This is a genomic window from Mycobacterium sp. 852014-52450_SCH5900713 (assembly GCF_001667075.1).
Taxonomy (GTDB): domain Bacteria; phylum Actinomycetota; class Actinomycetes; order Mycobacteriales; family Mycobacteriaceae; genus Mycobacterium.
Window position 1 is genome coordinate 35,861 of sequence record NZ_LZIL01000005.1, and the last position, 20,680, is coordinate 56,540.

Annotated in this window: 18 protein-coding genes; 7 read left to right on the forward strand and 11 right to left on the reverse strand. The window is 68.3% G+C overall.

The genetic code is table 11. The features are described from left to right. The 4 genes from A5773_RS01030 to A5773_RS01045 all read right to left on the reverse strand — a co-directional run bounded on the left by A5773_RS01030 (nucleotide 1) and on the right by A5773_RS01045 (nucleotide 4,780). On the reverse strand, nucleotides 1-501 hold the full coding sequence (locus A5773_RS01030; RefSeq protein ID WP_066952326.1) for a homocitrate synthase: 501 nt from the start codon (nucleotides 499-501) through the stop codon (nucleotides 1-3). 534 nt (nucleotides 502-1,035) lie between these two features. Beyond that, a complete protein-coding gene (locus tag A5773_RS01035) occupies nucleotides 1,036-2,025 on the reverse strand; it encodes a sensor histidine kinase (RefSeq protein WP_066952324.1) in 990 nt (329 codons plus the stop codon). A 97-nt stretch (nucleotides 2,026-2,122) separates the two neighbouring features. Further along, nucleotides 2,123-3,553, reverse strand: a complete 1,431-nt coding sequence (locus A5773_RS01040; RefSeq protein ID WP_066952322.1) for a FadR/GntR family transcriptional regulator — start codon at nucleotides 3,551-3,553, stop codon at nucleotides 2,123-2,125. A gap of 33 nt (nucleotides 3,554-3,586) precedes the next feature. Then, nucleotides 3,587-4,780 (reverse strand): thiolase family protein, encoded by a 1,194-nt coding sequence (locus A5773_RS01045; protein ID WP_066952664.1) that lies wholly within the window; start codon nucleotides 4,778-4,780, stop codon nucleotides 3,587-3,589. 60 nt (nucleotides 4,781-4,840) lie between these two features. On the opposite strand from A5773_RS01045, the gene A5773_RS01050 reads away from it, so the two are divergent. Then, entirely contained in the window at nucleotides 4,841-5,176 is a 336-nt protein-coding gene (locus A5773_RS01050; RefSeq protein WP_066952320.1) for a Zn-ribbon domain-containing OB-fold protein, read from the forward strand. A gap of 9 nt (nucleotides 5,177-5,185) precedes the next feature. Here the strand turns inward: A5773_RS01050 and A5773_RS01055 are convergent, their stop codons facing one another. Together A5773_RS01055 and A5773_RS01060 are read right to left on the reverse strand one after the other, a co-directional pair. Continuing rightward, nucleotides 5,186-7,351, reverse strand: coding sequence for an acyl-CoA dehydrogenase (locus A5773_RS01055; RefSeq protein ID WP_067788974.1), 2,166 nt, complete (start codon nucleotides 7,349-7,351; stop codon nucleotides 5,186-5,188). Nucleotides 7,352-7,459: 108 nt separating this feature from the next. Beyond that, the gene (locus A5773_RS01060) at nucleotides 7,460-8,218 is read right to left on the reverse strand and encodes an SDR family NAD(P)-dependent oxidoreductase (protein WP_066952316.1); all 759 of its coding nucleotides are present in this window, start codon (nucleotides 8,216-8,218) and stop codon (nucleotides 7,460-7,462) included. 121 nt (nucleotides 8,219-8,339) lie between these two features. On the opposite strand from A5773_RS01060, the gene A5773_RS01065 reads away from it, so the two are divergent. The 4 genes from A5773_RS01065 to A5773_RS01080 are packed head-to-tail and all read left to right on the forward strand — an operon-like array spanning nucleotide 8,340 to nucleotide 14,385. Further along, nucleotides 8,340-9,869: an ATP-dependent DNA ligase gene (locus A5773_RS01065; protein ID WP_066952314.1), complete on the forward strand. Its 1,530-nt coding sequence runs from the start codon at nucleotides 8,340-8,342 to the stop codon at nucleotides 9,867-9,869. A gap of 39 nt (nucleotides 9,870-9,908) precedes the next feature. Beyond that, nucleotides 9,909-12,173 carry a carbon starvation CstA family protein gene (locus A5773_RS01070; RefSeq protein ID WP_066952312.1) on the forward strand — a complete coding sequence of 755 codons (2,265 nt, stop codon included), beginning with the start codon at nucleotides 9,909-9,911 and terminating at the stop codon, nucleotides 12,171-12,173. A gap of 9 nt (nucleotides 12,174-12,182) precedes the next feature. Further along, nucleotides 12,183-13,712, forward strand: a complete 1,530-nt coding sequence (locus tag A5773_RS01075; RefSeq protein ID WP_067265926.1) for an Hsp70 family protein — start codon at nucleotides 12,183-12,185, stop codon at nucleotides 13,710-13,712. 7 nt (nucleotides 13,713-13,719) lie between these two features. Beyond that, entirely contained in the window at nucleotides 13,720-14,385 is a 666-nt protein-coding gene (locus A5773_RS01080; RefSeq protein WP_066952307.1) for a nitroreductase family protein, read from the forward strand. Between the two features lie 14 nt (nucleotides 14,386-14,399). Here A5773_RS01080 and A5773_RS01085 read toward each other — a convergent pair whose 3' ends face one another. Then, nucleotides 14,400-14,864 (reverse strand): cyclic nucleotide-binding domain-containing protein, encoded by a 465-nt coding sequence (locus tag A5773_RS01085; RefSeq protein WP_066952305.1) that lies wholly within the window; start codon nucleotides 14,862-14,864, stop codon nucleotides 14,400-14,402. Nucleotides 14,865-15,002: 138 nt separating this feature from the next. Between A5773_RS01085 and A5773_RS01090 the strand changes: the two genes are divergently transcribed. Next, a complete protein-coding gene (locus tag A5773_RS01090) occupies nucleotides 15,003-15,833 on the forward strand; it encodes an oxidoreductase (protein WP_066952303.1) in 831 nt (276 codons plus the stop codon). Nucleotides 15,834-15,958: 125 nt separating this feature from the next. Here A5773_RS01090 and A5773_RS01095 read toward each other — a convergent pair whose 3' ends face one another. From A5773_RS01095 to A5773_RS01105, 3 genes are all read right to left on the reverse strand, one after another. After that, the gene (locus tag A5773_RS01095) at nucleotides 15,959-17,065 is read right to left on the reverse strand and encodes an NDMA-dependent alcohol dehydrogenase (RefSeq protein ID WP_066952301.1); all 1,107 of its coding nucleotides are present in this window, start codon (nucleotides 17,063-17,065) and stop codon (nucleotides 15,959-15,961) included. Nucleotides 17,066-17,081: 16 nt separating this feature from the next. Further along, on the reverse strand, nucleotides 17,082-18,359 hold the full coding sequence (locus A5773_RS01100; RefSeq protein ID WP_066952299.1) for a cytochrome P450: 1,278 nt from the start codon (nucleotides 18,357-18,359) through the stop codon (nucleotides 17,082-17,084). Nucleotides 18,360-18,494: 135 nt separating this feature from the next. Beyond that, the gene (locus A5773_RS01105; protein WP_232001781.1) at nucleotides 18,495-19,781 is read right to left on the reverse strand and encodes a sensor histidine kinase KdpD; all 1,287 of its coding nucleotides are present in this window, start codon (nucleotides 19,779-19,781) and stop codon (nucleotides 18,495-18,497) included. Nucleotides 19,782-19,817: 36 nt separating this feature from the next. Between A5773_RS01105 and A5773_RS01110 the strand changes: the two genes are divergently transcribed. Beyond that, entirely contained in the window at nucleotides 19,818-20,492 is a 675-nt protein-coding gene (locus A5773_RS01110) for a response regulator transcription factor (RefSeq protein ID WP_197505507.1), read from the forward strand. Here the strand turns inward: A5773_RS01110 and A5773_RS01115 are convergent. Beyond that, nucleotides 20,485-20,679, reverse strand: coding sequence for a ferredoxin (locus A5773_RS01115; RefSeq protein WP_066952295.1), 195 nt, complete (start codon nucleotides 20,677-20,679; stop codon nucleotides 20,485-20,487). The two genes, A5773_RS01110 and A5773_RS01115, sit on opposite strands and share 8 nt — an antisense overlap. Nucleotide 20,680: the final 1 nt, after the last annotated feature.

A 20,680-nucleotide genomic window follows, 5' to 3' on the forward strand; every position in this document is an offset into this window, starting at 1 on the left:
TCAGGCGAGCAGTCGGTTAGCGCAGGCGATCACCGCGCGCAACGCCGACTGCGTCGAATCGTCCGACCAGCCCATCGCCCACTCGTCGCGGGCGCCGTTGCTGCCGCGGACGAAAGTGGCGGCGTGGCCGTCCGAGCCCAGCTGATGAAACTTGACGATCTCCACCGCGATCCCGCGATCATGCAGCATCGCAATCAGCGCCGCGATCGGGCCGCATGCGGCGGCGGTTGAAGTTCTGATGTGGTCGCCGACGGCGATGACGGCCTCGAAGTTGCGGGCCTGCGGTCCCGGCCGGGCGGTGTCGATGCACGCCCAGCCGCCCAGCCGGACGGGCCCGCCCGTGTGGGCGTAGGTCGCAACGAAATCTTCCCAGCACATCGCGTCGGCCTGTTCCCGCAGACCGCGGGGTAACGGCGCGCCGAACTGCTGGGCGAACCACACCGTGGCGGCGCACTGGCTGGCTTGGTTACTGGACGGGTCGAGCCGCTCGAAAAGAGTCATCGTGCCGGTCTTCTTCGGTCGAAAGGAGTGACCGACGGCGTAGCTTCCGACCCACAGCGGGGGGTCGGTCTGGGTCAGACCCCGCTGCGGGTGCTAGCTACTACGGCCTTCTTGAAGGCGCGATCGAGAAGACGCACGAGCGACGACATTAGCCGCATACGGCCCTGACATGCAAGTTTGCATAACGCGTCGGTCCGTCGCGAAATAAGTCAAAAATTTTGGTTTACGCGTGTGCAACAGGGGGTATGGGCGGGGGCAACAGTCGTTCAACGGCTGTGCAACAACCCCTCGGAAGAATGGTGAAAGAAGGCTCATCATGCAGGCGAAAACCACCAAGAAAATCCTTAAAACTGTCGCAGCCGCCACCGGGTTGGCCGCGGCGTTAATACTCCCCACCGGATGTGCATCGACGGCCGCCACAGGCGGCACAGGGCTGGGCGGGGGCGGAACCACTTGCGTGGGGCCTGTCTGCGTTGGCCTGTAAGTAATTTTCAAGTGGCCCTCGGGAAGCGATTCCCCGGGGGCCGCTTGCGTTCAGCCGTTCGGCCCGGCCGACGGATCGAACCGCAGATACGCCTGAATCGTCGTGCCGCGGGCGGTCGTGTGGGTGCGCACCAGGTCCGAGATGGCATTGACCAGGTATAGCCCGCGGCTAGCGGGGCCGCACGGCCCCGGGTCCATTCGGCCCACCAGCGGATCTTCGAAGCACCCGCTGTCGCGAGCCTCGCACACCAGATAGCCGTCGTCGTGCCAGAAGGCGAGCTGGCACGCGCCGTCGGTGTACATCAGGCTGTTGCTGGCCAGCTCGGTCGCGACCAATTGCAGGTCCTCGATCCCGTCCTGGGACAACCCGATCCACCCGGCGTAATTCGTGGCGAACGAACGCGCGGGGCTGAGGTCCGACGACTTTTTGACCAAGTAGGTGACGGCGCGCGGATTGCCGGGGAGCGGCCGGTTGCAGCGCCGCAACGCGGCGTCGGGCGCGTAGTCGGCGCTGCGCTGCAGCGCGTCGCCGCTCCACAGCAACGGGTGCGTCGCTCGGACGTCCGCCAGCACGTCGTCGTCGAGCCGGCTTCCGTCGTAGAGGCACAAACCGGTCACCTGGTAGCCGTCCATTGCTCCGTTGACCAGGGCCTCGTGCTCCACGCAGGCGACCAGCTCTTCCGCGGTGCGGCCGGGCCAGGCAACTTGACTGACGATCCGCACCCGCTGGTCGGGGTGGTCGTCGACGAAAGCCCCCTCCATTGCCATCAGCCGGCTGGGGTTGCGGGCGACCTCGGTGATGTCGACCATCTGCAGATCTGCCGACGACTCGGCCGTGCCCAGCGCGTCATGGAGTAGCGCCAGTTGTTCCGACGGCACGGCGACCATGACCGCCTCATCCATCGCCAGCCCGTCGCTGACGAAGCGGCTCACGAAATCCAAGTACTCAGGCTGGGATTGGTAGATGAGTGCCGAATGGAGGAACCCGAGCTTTCCGATTTGGGTGCTTGCCGTCACTCCAGCACTCTCGCTCTCGATCACTAACGCCAACCCCCTGCTGGACCGGCCGTTCACTTCCTCCCTCCCCAGTACCCCCGACGGGCCTTCGCTATACCGCGCTGCAGATCACATCTGCGAACTACAGCCACCAGGACGCGGCGGCGTCCAGATGACGCCGCACGCGATACCGGGCCAGGCTCTCGTCACCCGCCTCGATGGCGTCGACGATCCGCAGGTGAGCGTGGTGGACGGCTAGGACGTCCGCCCAGGTCGGCGGCGCCTGCCCGGTGCTCGACCAGTGCCGCCGGAACAACTCGACGATGATGCGCAGGAACAAGTCGAGCAGCGAATTGCCCGCCAGTTGGGCCAATCCGACGTGGAACCGGAATTCCTCCACGGCGGCGTCGGCGACGTCGCCGGGCTTTTCGTCGACCTCGGACCGATGGGCGGACAGGAAGGCGGCCACCTCGGATTCGCCGCGCCGCTTGACCACCTTGGCGACGTTGTCGATCTCGATGGCGTCCCGGACGCACCGTAAGTCCTCGCGGCTCGGGTCGCGGTACTGGAGGTACAAAGCGATGGTGTCAATGCTCGCCTGCGCCTGCGGTGTGGCGATGACGAGCCCGCCGCCGGGCCCGCGGCGCATGTACGCGATCGAGTGGTATTCGAGCAGCCGCACCGCTTCGCGGAACACCGCGCGGCTCACCCGATAGCGCTCGAGGAGGGCCGTTTCGGTGCCGAAAACCGAACCGACCTTCCAACCGCCGGCCGCGATGTCGTCGCCGATAGTGGCCGCCAGCATCTCCGCCAGCTTGCCGCGGGGCATCTCGATGTTGAGCGGCCTGGGCCTGCGCCGTCTGCTCGCGTTGCGGGGGTGATGGTGCTGAAGCCAGGCGGTCACGGCCTCGACGTGTCGTTCGCTGAGGGTCTTGGCCCGCGCCGAGTCGCCGGACGTGACGGCCGCGACGATCTCGGAGTGGTCGACGTGCATCCGGTCGACCGCCTCGATGGCCTCGCTGGCCGTGTCCGTCCGCGACTGCAGGGCGTAGCGGGTGGTGAGCCGCATCAGCACGTCGATAAACAATTGCAGGACAGGGTTTTTCGATTGCTCCGCCAGGGCGATGTGGAACTCGTCCCGCGGTGTGGGCAACCCCGGCTTCCACTGTTCCTCGCCCCGCAACACGGCCCGCAGCCGAGCGATGCCCGCTTCGTCGATTCGTTCGGCGGCCAGCGAGGCCGCCAACGGCTCGAGCACCAGGCGCGCATTGAGCAGGTCGCCGAGCGTCGTGCCGAGGTATTCGAGATAGATGACGACGGCGCGGGTGGCGGGGCCGGCATCGGGCTCGCAGATGATCAGCCCGCCGCCCGGCCCGCGGCGCATCCGGGCCACCTGATGATGCTCGACGAGCCGGACGGCCTCGCGCAGCACCGAACGACTCACCCCGAAGCGCTCCTGCAGAGCGTGTTCGGAGCCCAGCGATTCGCCGATGGCCCAGCCGCGGCGGACGATCTCGGCCTCGAGGTCGCGCGCGATCTTGGAGGCCAGTTTGTTCCCGAGACCAGTGCTCATGTCAGGCCCAGCGGCGTTTTGGCGCAAGCCTTTTCAGCATGTGAGCAACATGCAGCCGGCGACGGGGCCGCCTCCGACGGAAACGACGCCGACGTCCGGGCGCTGCGCCACCTGCCGCTCCCCCGCCTCGCCGCGCAACTGCAGGCAGCCCTCGTGCAACGCCCAGTAGCCGTGCATGCGCCCGGCCGAGAGTTGGCCACCGTAGGTGTTCAGGGGGAGTTCGCCGTCGCGGGCGATGCGGGCGCCGCCTTCGACATAGGGCCCGGACTCGCCGTCGCCGCAGATTCCCAGGGCTTCCAGCCAGGCCAAGGTGAGATAGGTGAACCCGTCGTAGAGCTCGGCGACCTTGAGGTCGGACGGTTTCAGGTCGGTCCGCGACCACATCTGCGCCGCCGCATCCGACATCGCCATCTTCGGGTAGTCGTCGCGGTGGAACCAGCCGCCGGCGCCGTCGGATCCGCCGATCGCCTCCACCGCCACCGCGCGGTGCGGGCAGTCACGCGCGTACTCGGCGTGCGAGACCACCACCGCGATCGAGCCGTCGATCGGCACGTCGCAGTCCAGCAGCCCGAACGGCGTGGAAACCGGCCGCGCGCTGAGGTAGTCGGCCATGGTCATCGGGTCGCGGTACACCGCACGCGGATTCAGCGCGGCGTTGCGCCTGCCGTTGAGCGCCACCCAGCCCAGCTGTTGTTTGGTGGTCCCGTACAGCTCCATGTGGCGACGGCAGTTGAGTGCCAGCCAGTTCGCGGCGGAGTAGGCGTTGGCCGCGACCAGATCGTTGACGTCGTCCATCGCGCCGACGGCGGGCCGTTCGGCACCCTCAGGCGCCTCGAACATCCGCGCGAGCGGGGGCGCGGGCGCGTTCTCCTGCGGCTTGACGGGAACGGTGCCCCCGAGCATTTGGATGGTCCGGTACACCACCACGTGGCGGGCGCGACGCTCGGCGACCGCGCGGCACGCCGACATCACCGGGCTGAGCAACCCGCCGGTGCCGAAGCCGGATCCGCAATCCGCCGCCTCGATCCCCAGCTGGGCGTTGACGTCCCCGGCGGGGGTATCGCCCAGCGTCGCGATGCCGTCGACGTCGGACGGGACCAACCCGGCGTCCTCGATGGCGGCCCGCACCGATTCCATGGTCAGGTCAAGACCCGCGATGCCGCTGCGGCGACCGATCCGCGATATGCCGATGCCGGACAGGATCGCGTCCTTCTCGAAATGCGTCATGCACACCGCCCGTCAGCCCACCAGCCCCGCATCGGATCAATTGAGTGTACTGTATTCGTCGTGCCGGACGAGCCGCTGCTCATCGAATATTGCGACCATTGCGCCCATTGGGTGCATCCGGCGGCCGGCGAATGCCGCACGTGCGCAGGCCCGCTGGTGGCGCGGCCGGTTTCCGGCCGCGGCACGGTGTTCACCTATACGGTCAACCATCACCCGTACAACCCGGAGATTCCCGTCCCGTACGTGATCGCCATCGTCGAACTCGCCGAACAACAAGGTCTGCGGGTGGCCGCCAACATCGTTGACTGCGAACCCGATTCGGTCAGGTGCGGCATGACCGTCGACCTTCGGCCGGAAAAGGGCAGCGGCGGGGCGCCGTTGTTCGCACCCGCCTGACCCGGGCGGCTAGTTGATCAGCGGGTCGCGCGGCATGCCGAGGATCCGTTCGGCGATCTGATTGCGGGTGACCTCCGACGTGCCGCCGGCGATCGCCATGCCGCGCGCTCCCATCGCCAGCCGGCCCACCACCGCTCCGGGCCCATCCATGAGTGCGACCTCCGGACCGGCCAGTGCCGCCCAGATCGCGGCGCCGTCCACCATGTGGTCGGCCAGCTTCAGCTTGGTGATGTTGCCTTCCGGGCCGGGCCCGGCCCCCTCGACGCTGCGCGCGGCGCGACGCAGGTTCAGCAGCCGCAGCGCGTGATCGTCGGCGAGGAAGAATCCGATCCGAATCGGCGCGCCCGCCAAGCGATCTGACTGCTGCGCCGCGAGCTGCACCAGGGTGGACGCCAAGCCCTCGTAGAACGATCCGCTGCCACCGATGCTCACCCGCTCGTTGCCCAGCGTCGCGCGGGCGACCGTCCACCCCGAGTTGGGCGTCCCGACGACGTCCTCGTCGGGAACGAACACGTCGTTGAAGAACACCTCGTTGAATTCCGAGCCGCCGGTGATCTGCCGCAGCGGCCGCACCTCGACGCCCGGGCCCTTCATGTCGATGATGACGGTGGTGATGCCGGCGTGCTTAGGAACTTCGGGGTCGGTGCGGACGGTGGCCAGGCCGCGCGCGCAATACTGGGCCCCGCTGGTCCAGACCTTCTGCCCGTTGATCTTCCAGCCGCCGTCCACCCGGGTGGCTCGGGTCTTGACCGATGCCGCGTCGGAGCCGGCCTCGGGTTCGGAGAACAACTGGCACCAGATCTCCTCTTGGCGCAGCGCCTTCTCCACAAATCTCTCGATCTGCCAATCGGTTCCGTGCTGGATCAGGGTCAGGATCACCCACCCGGTGATCGAGTAATCGGGCCGCTTGATGCCGGCCGCCCGGAACTCCTCCTCGATCACCAGCTGCTCGACCGCATCGGCGGCGCGACCCCACGGCTTGGGCCAGTGCGGCATGACGTAACCCGTCTCGATCAGCTTGTCGCGTTGCGCCGTTTTGTCCAGGGCGGCGATCTCGGCGGCGTCGGCATGGATCCGCGTGCGCAATTCTTCGGCCTCGGGCGGCAGGTCCAGGCTGTTCTCCCGCTTGGCGCCGACGGCCGTGCGCTCGAAGACATCCCTTGCCGGCGCGTCACCGCCGAACAGCGCCGCGATCACCAACGCGCGGCGCAGATGCAGATGGGCGTCGTGCTCCCAGGTGAATCCGATGCCGCCGTGCACCTGAATGTTCAGCTCGGCGTTGCGTGCATAGGCGGGGAAAGCCAGGGCCGCGGCCACCGCGGCGGCCAGCTGGAACTGGTTCTCGTCCTCGGACGCCGCGCGCGAGGCATCCCACACCGCGGCGACCCCCGACTCGGCTGCCACCAGCATGTTCGCGCAATGATGCTTGACCGCTTGGAAAGTGGCGATGGTGCGCCCGAACTGCTGCCGCACCTTGGCGTAGTCCACGGCGGCGTCCACGCAGTCCGCCGCGCCACCCACCGCCTCGGCGGCCAACAGCGTCCGCGCCCGGGCCAGCGCCGATGCCCGCGCGCCCACCAGGACGTCGTCGGCGTTGACGTTCACGTTCTCCAGGCGGACCCGTCCGGAGCGCCGGGTGGGGTCGAAGTTGTTCGGCACCTCGACCGACACGCCGGCGCGATCGCGCTCCAGCAGCAGCACGTCCTCGCCCGCGGTGATCAGCAGCAGCTCGGCCAGCCCGGCGCCAAGCACGATTCCGGCGTCACCGTCGGCGATCCCGTTCTTGAATTGCACCTGGCCGTCCAAGCCGATGCCCGCGGTGACGGTCCCGTCGATCAGCCCGGGCAGCAGCCGCGACTTCTGTTCGGCGCTACCGTCTTTGGCGATCACCGCCGAGGCGATGACGGTCGGCACGAACGGTCCGGGCGCGACGGCACGGCCGAGTTCCTCGACCACCACCACGAGTTCGGGCAGACCGTAACCGGAACCGCCGTGTTCTTCGTCGACGTGCAGGCCGAGCCAGCCCAGCTCGACGAGGTTCTGCCAGAAGGGTGGCCGGGATTCCTCGGCGGCGTCGAGCAGGGACCGCGCCGCCCAGCGAGCCTTCTGCGAGGTCAGGAACCCGCGCGCGACCTCGGCGAGTTCACGGTGGTCGTCGGTCAGTGCGATACCCATGAGGGGCCCTCCTCGCTACCGGCTGGGTAGCCGGCCCCGCTTCGAGGGGAAGCGGGGCGGCTACCTAAAGAGTGTACTTAATGCGAGGAGGGCGACCCGTGGGGGTGGCTACTTGGGAGCGAACCGCTGTCCGGCGTCCAGGCGCAGGCACTGGCCGTTGAGCATCGGGTTCTCCACGATGGCCGCCACCAGCTTGGCGTACTCGATCGGCCGGCCGAGACGCTTGGGGAAGGCCGCGTCCTTGGTGAGGGCCGCGGCGAATTCGTCCGGAATGCCCTGCGTCAATCCCGTGGCGAACAGGCTGGGCGCGATCGCCAGCACGCGGATGCCCAGCGAGCCCAGATCGCGGGCCATGGTCAGGCACATGCCGGCGATGCCGGCCTTGGCGGCGGTGTAGGCGACCTGCCCGATCTGCCCTTCGAAGGCCGCGATCGACGCGGTGTTGATGATCACGCCGCGCTCTTCGTCCTCGGGCTCGTTCTTGGCCATGTGCGCCGCCGCGAGCCGGCTGATGTTGAAGGTGGCGATGAGGTTGAGGTCGATCACGGACTGGAAGGATTCGAGGTCGTGGGGGCCGGACTTGGTCATCGTCCGCTTGGCGATGCCACCGCCGGCGGTGGTGATGATGACGTGCAGGCCGCCCAGCTTGTCGACGGCGGTCTGCAGGGTCTCCTCGGTGCCCATGAAGTCGGTGACGTCGACCGGGTAGAACGCGCCCCCGATGGCCTCGGCCACCTCTTTCCCGTCGGAACCCTCACGGTCGAAGATCGCGACGTCCGCCCCGCGCTCGGCCAGCAACTCCGCGGACGCACGGCCCATCCCCGACGCGCCGCCGATGACGACGACCTTCTTCCCGTTGATCTCCATCCGGACCCTTCCTTTCGGGTTGTCAGATCTCTTGCAATCTGTAACGTTACGTAGGCACGCTAGCGTGTCTGTCCGGCAGGGGTGACCCCGCCTTGTTCAAGAGCCATGCCAAGCTGATTTCGTGCTCCTTCTCGACGTCGCGACGACCTCACTTGACGTGGGCGGCACGTCGTCACGGCTGAGCAAGGTCGCCCACATCGCCGACCTGTTGCGCCGCGCGGCGGCCGACCCCGACGGGGTCGCGATCGTGGTCTCCTGGCTGTCGGGGGAGCTGCGCCAGCGCCAGATCGGGGTCGGCTGGGCGTCGTTGCGGTCGCGGCCGGCGCCGGCGTCGCGCCCGACGTTGACCGTCGCCGGTGTGGACGCCAGCTTCTCGGAGATCGGGGCGGTGTCGGGCAAGGGGTCACAGGCGCGGCGTGCCGAACTCGTGGCGGGACTGTTCGCCGCCGCGACCGACACCGAGCAGTCCTTCCTGGTGCGGTTGCTCGGCGGGGAGCTGCGCCAGGGCGCGCTGGCGGGCATCATGGCGGACGCGGTGGCCAGGGCAGCCGACATCCCGGTTGCGTCGGTACAGCGCGCCGCGATGCTGGGCGGGGACTTGCCGGCAGTGGCGGCCGCCGCCCTGAGCGGCGGGACCGGGGCGCTGGACGCGTTCGCCCTGCGGGCCGGCCGGCCGGTCGGCCCGATGCTGGCGCAGACCGCTACCGGGGTGGCCGATGCGCTCGAACGCCACGGCGGCACAACCATTTTCGAGGCGAAGCTGGACGGCGCCCGGGTGCAGATTCACCGGGCCGGCGATCAGGTCACCGTCTACACACGAAGCCTTGACGACGTCACCGCCCGGCTGCCCGAGGTGGTGGAGGCGACGCTGGCCCTGCCGGTGTGCGACCTCATCGCCGACGGTGAGGCGATCGCGCTGCGGCCCGACAACTCCCCGCATCGCTTCCAGGTCACCGCGTCGCGGTTCGGTCGATCGGTCGATGTGGACGCGGCCCGTGCGGCGCAACCACTTTCGGTGTTCTTCTTCGACATCTTGCACCGCGACGGCGCCGACCTGCTCGACGCGCCGACCGCCGAGCGGCTGGCCGCCCTGGACGCGCTGGTGCCGGCCGCGCAGCGGGTCGACCGGTTGCTCACCTCGGACGCCGCCGAGGCCGCCGGCTTCCTGGACGCGACACTGGCCGCCGGCCACGAAGGCGTGCTGGCCAAGGCGCCGGGCGCGCCGTATCAGGCGGGCCGGCGCGGGGCGGGCTGGCTGAAGGTCAAGCCGGTGCACACGCTGGATCTGGTGGTGCTCGCGGTGGAATGGGGATCGGGGCGCCGAAGCGGCAAGCTCTCCAACATCCATCTCGGGGCGCGCGACCCGGCCACCGGTGAATTCGTCATGGTGGGAAAGACTTTCAAGGGAATGACCGACGCCATGCTGGACTGGCAGACCGCACGGTTCAGCGAACTCGCCGTCAGCGGAACCGATGGTTACGTCGTGCGGTTGCGGCCCGAGCAGGTGGTCGAGGTGGCGTTGGACGGCGTCCAGAAATCCTCGCGCTACCCCGGCGGTGTGGCGCTGCGTTTCGCCCGGGTGGTGCGCTACCGCGACGACAAAGGCCCGGCGGACGCCGACACGATCGACGCCGTACGGGCGCTGTATTAAGTCGCGCGCTGTTCTTCTTCCGCGCGTAGGGTTTCCGCCGTGGCAGTGAAAGCGCGCGACGACGACGTCAGCTACATCCACACCGACGAGGAGCTGCCGCCCGTCGCGATCGTGGACCGCTCCCCCATCACCGTCCGGCACAAGATCGTGTTCGGAGCCGTCGCCGTGATCGGCGCGGTCGCGTGGGCGATCATCGCGTTCGCGCGCGGCGAGGCGGTGAACGCGGTCTGGTTCGTGGTCGCGGCGATCTGCACCTACCTCATCGGCTTCCGGTTCTACGCCCGGCTGATCGAGATGAAAATCGTCCGCCCGCGCGACGATCACGCCACGCCGGCCGAAGTGTTCGAGGACGGCACCGACTATGTGCCCACCGACCGGCGGGTGTTGTTCGGTCATCATTTCGCCGCCATCGCCGGAGCCGGACCACTCGTCGGCCCGGTGCTCGCCGCGCAGATGGGCTACCTGCCCTGCAGCATCTGGATAGTCATCGGCGCCGTGTTCGCCGGCGCGGTGCAGGATTACCTGGTCTTGTGGATCTCCACCCGGCGGCGGGGACGTTCCCTGGGCCAGATGGCCCGAGACGAACTCGGCGCCACCGGCGGCGCGGCCGCCCTGGTTGGGGCGTTCGTCATCATGGTGATCATCATCGCGGTGCTGGCGCTGGTGGTGGTGCGGGGCCTGGCCCAAAGCCCCTGGGGCGTGTTCTCCATCGGCATGACCATCCCCATCGCCCTCTTCATGGGGTGCTACCTGCGGTTCCTGCGGCCCGGGCGGGTCGCGGAGGTGTCGATCGTCGGATTCGTGCTGCTGATGCTGGCCGTGGCTTCCGGCAACTGGGTCGGTGAAACACCTTGGGCCGCAACGTGGTTGACCATCTCGCCGGTGACGGTTTCGTGGTTGATCATCGGCTACGGTTTCGTGGCTTCGGTGCTGCCGGTCTGGCTGCTGCTGGCCCCACGCGATTATCTCTCCACATTCATGAAGGTCGGCGCCATCGCTTTGCTCGCGGTCGGCATCTGCCTGGCCCGCCCGCTCATGCAGGCACCCGCGATCTCGCGGTTCGCCGCCAGCGGCGACGGGCCGGTGTTCCCCGGCTCGCTGTTCCCCTTCCTGTTCATCACCATCGCGTGCGGTGCGCTGTCCGGATTCCACGCGCTGATCTCGTCGGGGACGACGCCCAAGCTGCTGGAGAAGGAAAGCCAGATGCGGTTCATCGGGTACGGCGGCATGCTCACCGAGTCGTTCGTCGCCGTCATGGCCCTGATCAGCGCATCGATCCTCGACCAACACCTGTACTTCGCCCTCAACGCCCCGGCGGCGCAAACCGGCGGCACCGCGGCCACCGCCGCCGACTACGTCAATCGGCTCGGCCTGTCGGGGGCCCCGGCGACCGCGGACCAGCTCACCAGGGCCGCCGCCGGCGTGGGAGAAAAGTCGATCGTGTCGCGCACCGGTGGAGCCCCGACGCTGGCGGTCGGCATGTCGGAGGTGTTGCAGCGGGTCTTCGGCGGGGCGGGCCTCAAGGCGTTCTGGTATCACTTCGCGATCATGTTCGAGGCGCTGTTCATCCTGACCGCCGTCGACGCGGGCACCCGCGTCGCGCGGTTCATGCTGTCCGATGCGCTCGGCAACCTCGGCGGCCCGCTGGCCAAACTTCGCAACCCGAGCTGGCGCCCGGGCGTCTGGCTGTGCAGCCTCGCCGTGGCCGCGGCCTGGGGCAGCATCCTGCTGATGGGCGTCACGGATCCGCTGGGCGGTATCAACACCCTGTTTCCGCTGTTCGGAATCGCCAACCAGCTGCTGGCCGCCGTCGCGCTGACCGTCGTCACCGTGATCGTCGTCAAGAAGGGCCTGCTGAAGTGGGCGTGGATTCCCGGGATTCCGCTGCTGTGGGACTTGGCGGTCACGCTCACCGCGTCTTGGCAGAAGATCTTCTCGGCGGATCCCAATGTCGGTTACTGGACGCAACACTTCCAATTCCTCGCGGCGAGAAACGCCGGCAAGACGTCGTTCGGTTCGGCCAAGAACGCCCATCAACTCGACGACGTCATCAGGAACACCTTCATCCAGGGCACGCTGTCGGTTCTGTTCGCGCTTGTCGTCGTCATCGTGGTGATCACCGGGGTGGTCGTCGCGCTGGGCGCGATGCGCGGCGCGGGCAGGCCGCTGACCGAGGATGAGCCGGTGCCGTCGAAGCGGTTCGCGCCGTCGGGTCTGGTCGCGACCGCCGCCGAGCGGGAGTTGCAAAAACGATGGGACGCGCCGGTCAAAAAGGTCGTGTCGAACTCCCCAGCGCGGTCCTAAGATTGCGCGATGAGAGTCGGCATCGACTTTGGCACCACACACACTGTCGTTGCGGCCGTCGACCGAGGCAACTACCCCGTCATCTCGTTTGACGGCGTCGACGCGTGGCCGTCGATCGTTGCGGGCAACGCCGCCGGGGACTTGCGGTTCGGCGCGGAGGCCGCCGCCGTCCGCCACGACCCGGGGTGGTTGGTGTTGCGATCGTTCAAACGTCTGCTCAACGACGCCGGGCCCCAGACCGAGGTGAGCCTGGCCGGCCGCAGCCATCGACTGGCCGACCTGCTCACCGGCTTTCTGGCACAGCTCAAGAGCGACTTACTGCGCCACTCCAACGCCAGCCTCACCGCGGGGGAAACCATCGAGGCCGCTATCAGCGTGCCGGCCAACGCCTCGAGCGCCCAGCGCCTGCTGACACTGGATGCCTTCGTCGCGGCGGGGTTCCACGTCGTCGCGCTACTCAACGAGCCGTCGGCCGCGAGCCTGGAATACGCGCACCGGTACCGCTCCACGATCACCGCCAAACGGGAATACGTCCTCATCTACGACCTGGGCGGCGGCACCTTCGACGCGTCGCTGCTCAAGATGACCGGGCACGCGAACGAGGTCGTCATCAGTGAGGGCATCCAGCGCCTGGGCGGCGACGACTTCGACGAGGCGATCGTCGACCTCGTCCTGGCCGGTTCGCGGCTCTCCGGGGTGGACGACGCCGCCCGCGACCTGCTGCGGGAGGAGTGCGCCGCACGCAAAGAGGCCGTGGGTCCGCAGACCCGCCGCTTCCTGGTGGACCTGTCGGGCGTCGACGGGGCGGACCGGCCCCCGTTCTCGTGTCTGGTCGACGACGTCTATGCGGCCTGCGCGCCGCTGGTCGACAAGACGATGAAGCTGCTCGAACGCGTCCTGCACAACCCGGCGCCGGGCGGCGCCGACGTGACCTGGTCGGAGGTCGCCGGCATCTACGTCGTGGGCGGCGCCGGAAGCTTCCCGCTCGTTTCGCGGATGCTGCGCACCGCCTTCGGCGACAAGCGGGTCAAACGCTCACCGCACCCCTTCGCGGCCACCGCGATCGGCCTGGCCGTCTTCCTCGACAAGGAATCAAATTTCGCACTCGCCGAACGCTTCTCGCGCAACTTCGGCGTTTTCCGCGAGGCCGAGGCCGGCGCCGGTGTCATCTTCGACCCGATCGTGTGCAAGGACGTCTCATTGCCCGCCGATGGGCGCACCCCGCTGGTGGTGAAGCGGACCTACCGGGCGGCGCACAACATCGGCCACTTCCGGTTCGTCGAGTGCAGCCGCCTGGTCAACGGCCGACCCGACGGCGACGTGACGCCCTACGATCCGGTGTTGTTCCCGTTCGACCCGGCCCTGCACGGGCGCGACGACCTCGGGCGCCAGCCCGTCGGCCGGTGGCGGGACGGGCCCGATGTCGAGGAACGGTACGTCATCACGCCGAGCGGTGCGGTCGAAGTGACCCTGACGACGCAGCCGGCCGGATTCAAACGCACCTTCCGCCTGGAGCGCCGCGCCTCCGCGAGCGCGTGACGCGGCCATGGAGCTGTACGACGTCATGCGGACGACGTTCGCGGCGCGCGACTTCACCGACGACCCGGTGCCCGACGAGGTGTTGTGGCGCATCTTCGACAACGCCCGGTTCGCCCCGAGCGGGGGCAACCGGCAGGGCGCCCACATCACCGTGGTGCGCGACCCAGACACCCGTCGCCGCCTCGCCGAGCTGGGCGTGACCGCGGCCCGGCGCTACTACGCCCAGCTGCAGGCGGGTGAAAACCCTTGGAATTCAATCCATCCCAGCGGCGTGCCGCAGGACGTCATCGACCAGACCGAGATCCCCGACACTTTCGTCGCGCCGATCGCGAAAGCGCCAGTCGTTCTTGTGGTTTCGGTCGACCTGACCGTCGTCGCATCCATCGATCAGGACCTGGACCGCGTCGGCCTGGCCGGCGGCGCGTCGGTCTACCCGCTGATCTGGAACATTCTGCTGGCCGCCCGTAGCGAGGGGTACGGCGGCACCATCACGACCATGGCCATCGCGGCCGAGGACCGGGTCCGCCGGCTGCTGGGAATCCCCGACCTGCACGCGCTCGCCGCGGTTGTGCCCCTTGGCAAACCGGTGCGCCAGCCGACCAAGCTGCGCCGCCGCCCGGTCGGGGAATTCATCACTCGCGACCGTTTCGATGGTCCGGCGTTCGAGGGCTGAGGGGCTGTCCGTCCCTATTCGATGACATCGGCGTAGATGTCCAGCAGGCGGAACCTTGTCGCATCGAGATGCTCTCCGAGAACCGCGATCACACGCTTCTGCAGCTCGTACCCCAGTTCGTGGTCCTCTTCGCACTTGCCGCGCAGGCACTTGCCGTCGAAACCGATGGCGCGCGTCGTCTCGACCGCCCGCGCGTCGAACCGCCAGTTGTACGGTGGCACCAACCACGACCAGCCAAGGATGTCTCCGTCTCCGAGTGTCTGCACCGTCAAGCTGCCACGGCCCAGCGCGGGGGTTTCCAGCGCGATCCTGCCGGCGCGGATGAGGTAGAAGTGATCGGCGGGCTGGCCCTCGCGGAAGATCAACTCACCCGCGGTGAAGCGCAGGTTTGCCGCACACCCGACCGCCAACTGCACATAGCGCGGGTCCATCCCGCGGAAGAACGGGTGTCTGGCTAGAACGCCCTCTAGCGTCCGCACTGCCTGTTTCCTTCACCGGTGCCGATCAATCCTTAAGACGGACGATAGTTGATGATGAAGGCCAACGTTCGGCGATCGAAGAGAAGAATTACCACGGCATAGCCCTGCCTTGCGTCTCGGCGATAAGGAGCCATCCGAATGTCCACCTGGTTCATCACCGGCTGCTCGACCGGACTCGGTCGCGCGCTTGCCGAGGCCGTCATCGGGGCCGGTCACAACGCCGTCGTCACCGCGCGCGACGTCGCGAAGGTCGCCGACCTGGCCTCGGCCGCGCCCGAGCGGGTGCTCGCCGTCGCCCTCGACGTCACCGCCCCCGCACAGGTCGCCTCGGCGGTACGCGAGGCCCACGCCCGGTTCGGCGTCCCGGACGTACTGGTCAACAATGCCGGCTACGGGTACCGCGCCGCGGTCGAGGAGGGCGACGACGCCGATGTGCGCACGCTGTTCGAGACGCACTTCTTCGGCACGGTCGCCATGACCAAGGCCGTCCTGCCCGGCATGCGGGCACGCCGCAGCGGCGCGATCGTCAACATCTCCTCGATCGGCGCAACGGCGACTCCGGTGGGCTCCGGCTACTACGCGGCGGCCAAGGCGGCCATCGAAGGCATGAGCGGCGCTCTGCGCGGTGAGCTTGCCCCGCTGGGCATTTCGGTGACCGTCGTCGAGCCGGGCGCGTTCCGCACCGATTTCGCCGGACGCTCGCTCGTGCAGTCGTCCACCGTCATCGACGACTACGCCGCGACCGCCGGGCAGCGCCGTAAGGAGAACGACACCATGCACGGGAACCAGGCGGGCGACCCCGCCAAAGCGGCCACCGCGATCATCGCGGCGGTCGAATCCGACGAGCCGCCCGGCTTCCTGCTTCTCGGTCCGGACGCTCTTGGTCTTTATCGCTATGTCGCGGAGGCGCGCGCGGTTGAGATCGCGAAGTGGGAAGGGCTGACGAGCGGCACTAACTTCGGGCCGTAATCCGGCGGCGCCAACGTGCGAAGCTCCTCCATCGGCCGGCGGCGTGGTGCGCGGCGCTGACGCCGGCCGGGATGCCCAGCGGGGCAGCGATAATGACGACGATGGTGATGAGGGTCATGGCCGCTTCAGAACCGGATCAGGCCGCGGAGATTGACCCCGGCGTGCAAGTCGGCGTAGCCGGTGTTGATCTCGTCGAGGGTGTATTCCCGGGTGACGAGCTCGTCGAGCTTCAGCCGTCCGGCGCGGTACAGGTCGAGCATCCTGGGTATGTCGTGCCGGGGATTGGATGACCCGAAAAGCGAACCGCGAACCTGCTTTTCGTACAGGGTCAAATCGAAGAGCGACATGGCGACGGACGTGTCGGTCGGATGCGGGATCGCGGTCATCACCACCCTGCCGCGCTTGCCGACCAGGCTCAGCGCCTGAGCCACATACGCGCCTTCGGCCGAGTCGGTGCTGACCACGCAGACGTCGGCTCTCTGGCCGCGCGTCAGGTCGGTGATCAGGGCTTGCGCCTCGTCGACCGTCGCCGCGGTGTGGGTGGCGCCGAACTCCAGTGAACGGCCCCGCTTGTACTCCACGGGATCCAGCGCGACGATCACGCGTGCCCCCGCGATCCGCGCGCCTTGCACCGCGTTCATGCCGATCCCGCCCACGCCCATGACCACCACCGTGTCGCCGTCACGCGCTTCGCCGGTGCGCACCATGCTGCCGTAGCCGGTGGTGACTCCGCATCCCACCAGGGCGGCGGTGTCGAGCGCGGTGGATGGATCGACCTTGATCACCGATGCCAGTGGGACCACCGTGTATTCGGAGAACGTTCCCAGCACGCACATTTGGCCCAGCGCTTGGCCTTTCGCGTGGAATCGGAAAGTGCCGTCGAGTTGCGGTCCCGCGATGATGGCGGCGCCGAGCACGCACAGGTTGCTCATGCCGCGCGAACACGGTTCGCAGCGGCCGCAGGCGGGGATGAAGCTGAGCGCAACCGAATCGCCTTCGGCGACTTCGGTGACGCCCGGGCCGACATCGACGACGACGCCGGCGCCCTCATGCCCACCGACGACCGGTAGCTGCATCGGCATGTCGCCGGTGATCAGGTGGTCATCGGAGTGGCACAGCCCGGCGGCGGCCATCTTGACCAGGACCTCGTTCTCCTTGGGCCCGTCGAGATCGACCTCTTCGACCTCCCACTTCTGGTGCAGCCCCCACAGCACCGCTGCTTTCGTTTTCATCGAAAACTCCTTGGGATCAGCGCTTCTCGGGTGTCCAGGTTGCCGGCAGGCTGTTGACACCGTTGATGAAGTTGGCCAGGGCGTAATTGGGCCGCGGTGCCGAGATGTCCGGGATGCGCGTGTAGACCTCGGTCAGCAACGCCTTGAGCATGGTGCGCGCCAGCGCCGCGCCCAGGCAGAAGTGCGGACCGCCGCCGCCGAAGGCGATGTGCGGGTTCGGGTTTCGCAAGATGTTGAACAAGTGCGGGTCTTCGAAGACTTCCTCGTCGCGGTTGCCGGAGTAGTACCACAGCACCACCTTGTCGCCGGCCTTGATCTCCGAGCCGCGCACGGTGATGTCCTGGGTGGCGGTGCGGCGCATGTGCAGCAGCGGCGACCCCCAGCGCAACACCTCCTCGACGGCGGTGCCGACCCGGCCCTCGACGTCCTCGACGAGCAGGGCGCGCTGGTCGGGGAATTTCGAGAGGGCGGCGATGGCGTGGGCCGAGGCGTGCCGCGTGGTGTCGTTGGACGCGACACCCATCAAAACGAAGAAGGCCTTCAGCTCGTCGTCGGTCATCTTCTTGCCGTCGAACTCGGCCTGCACCATCCAGGTCATCAGGTCGTCGCCGGGGTTGGCCCGCCGCTCGGGGATCAAGACCGTAGCCACCGCGTGCAGATCCATCACGGCGCCCATGAACAGTTCGAGTTCGCTCTGCTCGCCGCGAATGTTCGGGTCTGTCCAGCCCACGAGCCGCTGCGCGGCGCTGACGGCCTGGTCACGCAGTTCACCTTCGGGCAGGCCGAAGAAGCTGCCGAAAATGCGGCCGGGCAGCTTGACCGAGACGAGTTGGACGAAGTCACCCTCACCCAGGTGCGCCATCTCGCTGACCAGGTCGTGGGCGTGGCCACGGATCCAGCCTTCCAAGCGGCGCACGTTTTTGGGCTTGAAGGCCTCCGTCGTGATTCCGCGCAGCTGGGTGTGCCGCGGGGCGTCCATGGCGATGAACGACTGGGCGATCTCCACCGCCTCGGGGGCGAAGTCCTCCATGGTGATGCCCTGCGCCGAGGAGAAGATCTCCGGGTGGCGGCTGGCCATCCGGATGTCCTCTTGTTTGGTCAGGGACCAGAAGCCCCTGGTGTTGAGCTCGGGAGGCAGCAGATCCGACTCCGCGGGGCGGCTCCAGGGCACGGGGTCCTCCGCGCGCAGGACGGCGAAGGCGGCGTCCCGCTGTTCCGGGGGTTTCGCCCAGAACTCGCGGGCGCTCAGATCGATGTCTTTATGGGTAGGCGCGGTCGTGGGTGCGGTGGTCATCGGGGGCCCTTTCTGGCGGTGGGCAGTGGTGCACGTCACCGCGGTTAGCACCCATGCTGGTCAGCGCGGTGGCGGCGCGGCACAGGCGCGAGTGCCAAACACTGGCCTGCGCGGGCCAGCCCACGGAACCGGCGATCAGGCGACCGGTGCCCGGAAGGTGGCCACCAGGCCCCCGCCGTCGCGCGCGGCGAAGTCGACCCGTCCGCCCATCGCTTCGGCGATCTGCTGCACAATCCACAGGCCGAGTCCGGCGGTGCCACGTTGGCCGCCGACGCTGACGTACTTGGTGGTCAGCTCGCCCAGGCTGTCGGCCGGGATCCCAGGCCCCCGGTCGGCCACCGCGCAGACCAATTCGTCGCCTTCCCGCGAGCACGTGACGTCGACCGGTTCACGCCGGCCGTGCCGGGAGGCGTTCTCCAGGAGGTTGGTCAGCAGCCGGCGCAGCCCTTGGGCGTTCACGGCCACGGCGCCAACGTCGCCACTGACGCTCAGCCGCAACCGCGGCGCCGCCAGACCGACGGCGTCGGCGGCGGCAACGATGAGGTCGGCCACGTCGACGCGACGGACCCGCCCAGTCGAGAATGTCGGCCGGCGACTCAGCGCGACGTCGGAGAGCGCGTCGAGCATGTCGGCCAGGTGGTGGACGTGGCGGGCCACCAGCTGCAGACTGGTTTCCCGGTCGGCCTGCGACATTGCCCGCTGCGAAGTCAGTGCCTCGGTCAGCGCCTCCAAAGACGTGACGGGAGTGCGGAATTCGTGCACCAGCACCTGAAGTCCGTCCTGTTGCGACTGGTATGAGCGCAGCAGGCGGGCCCGCAGGTCGCGTTCCTCTTCGGCGGCAGCGTGTTCGGTCTCGGCCTCTACCAGCGCCCGCACCCGGGAACGGTGTTCGCGTTCGGCGAGCGCGGAGAGCCCCGCGGTGATGATCGCGACGAAGATCAGATACACCGCCGACCACCCCGCCAGTAGGGCCGGAGCCGCGGCGACCGGAAGTCCGGGCGACGAAGTCAGCGCCACCGGAACATAGGCGGCGCCCAAAAGGATTGCGACCAACAAGGTTTCACCGAACGACAGCCGCGCCGCCGAGGCGATGACCGCCAGCGCCAGCACCGCTACCACCGGACTGTAGACGCCGCCGCTCAAGGCGATGAGCGCCAGCGTGAACGCCGAATCGAAGCCGGTGACCAGCCACGCGTACCTGGTGCGCCGCACCTCCAGCTGCGGATAGGCCATCACGACGGCCGCGTAGAGCATCGCGGCGCCCAACACCGCGACCGTGGCCGCGGTGTGCTGCCGGACCCACTGGGGTCCGATCGCCAGTAGCACCCCGATTGAGATGACCACGGCGACCCGCACCGCGACGACGATGCGGGCCAGCCCGTAGTCCTCGCCGTCGAAGTCCGTTCGATCGAGCGGTCTCACCCAGCTGACCATAGGGTTCGGGCTAGCATCGCGGCAATGACTCGTTCGCCGTTTGTCGTGGTGATCGTCGACGACCATGAGCTGTTCGCGCAGGGCCTGGCCCTGTTGCTCACCCGCGAATGGGGCGAACTGTTCACCGTCGGCGGCCAGACGACGTACGTGGAAGAGGCCGCCGACCTGGTGGCTCGCTGCGACGCCGATGTCGCGATCATCGACCTGTCGATGCCTCCCCTGGGCGGGGTCGCCGCCATCCGGCACATCAAGGCGCGCCACCCGAAGACCCGGATCCTGGCGCTTTCGGGGACCGACGACCTGGGGCTGGCCGAAGAGGCGTTGCGGGCCGGAGCCGACGGTTTTCTGCCCAAAACCGCCAGGCCGGAGGCGCTGGCGGGGCCACTATGGACGATCGCCGAGGGGTTGCGGGTCGTCGACGGCGCCCTGCTCGATGGGCTGCTTAGCAACACCCGCAAGCCGCCGTCCGAGCTGCTGGACAGCCTCAGCGCGCAGGATTTCCAACTGTGGACGCTGCTCGCGACCGGCATGGAGACCGGTGACATCGCCCAGCGGATGCTGGTGTCGGAGCGCACCGCCAAACGCATGGTCGCCGGGCTGCTGCACAAACTCGGAGTCAACAACCGCATCGCCGCTGCCGCGTTGGCGGGGCGCTACCGGTTGCTCGATGACGTTGCCGAAACCGGTCGGATCAGTTGAGGATCCGGATCGCTTGCGCGGGGCACATCGCGGCCGCCCGAATCACCCGTTCGCGGTCGGCTTCGGGCGGGTCCGGCTCGAGCACCACCACCTGTTCGGCACCGTCGGGAATGTCGAACACGTCGGGAGCCGCCAGCAGGCATTGCCCGTGCCCCTCGCAGAGGTCGTAGTCGACGGTGATGCGCATG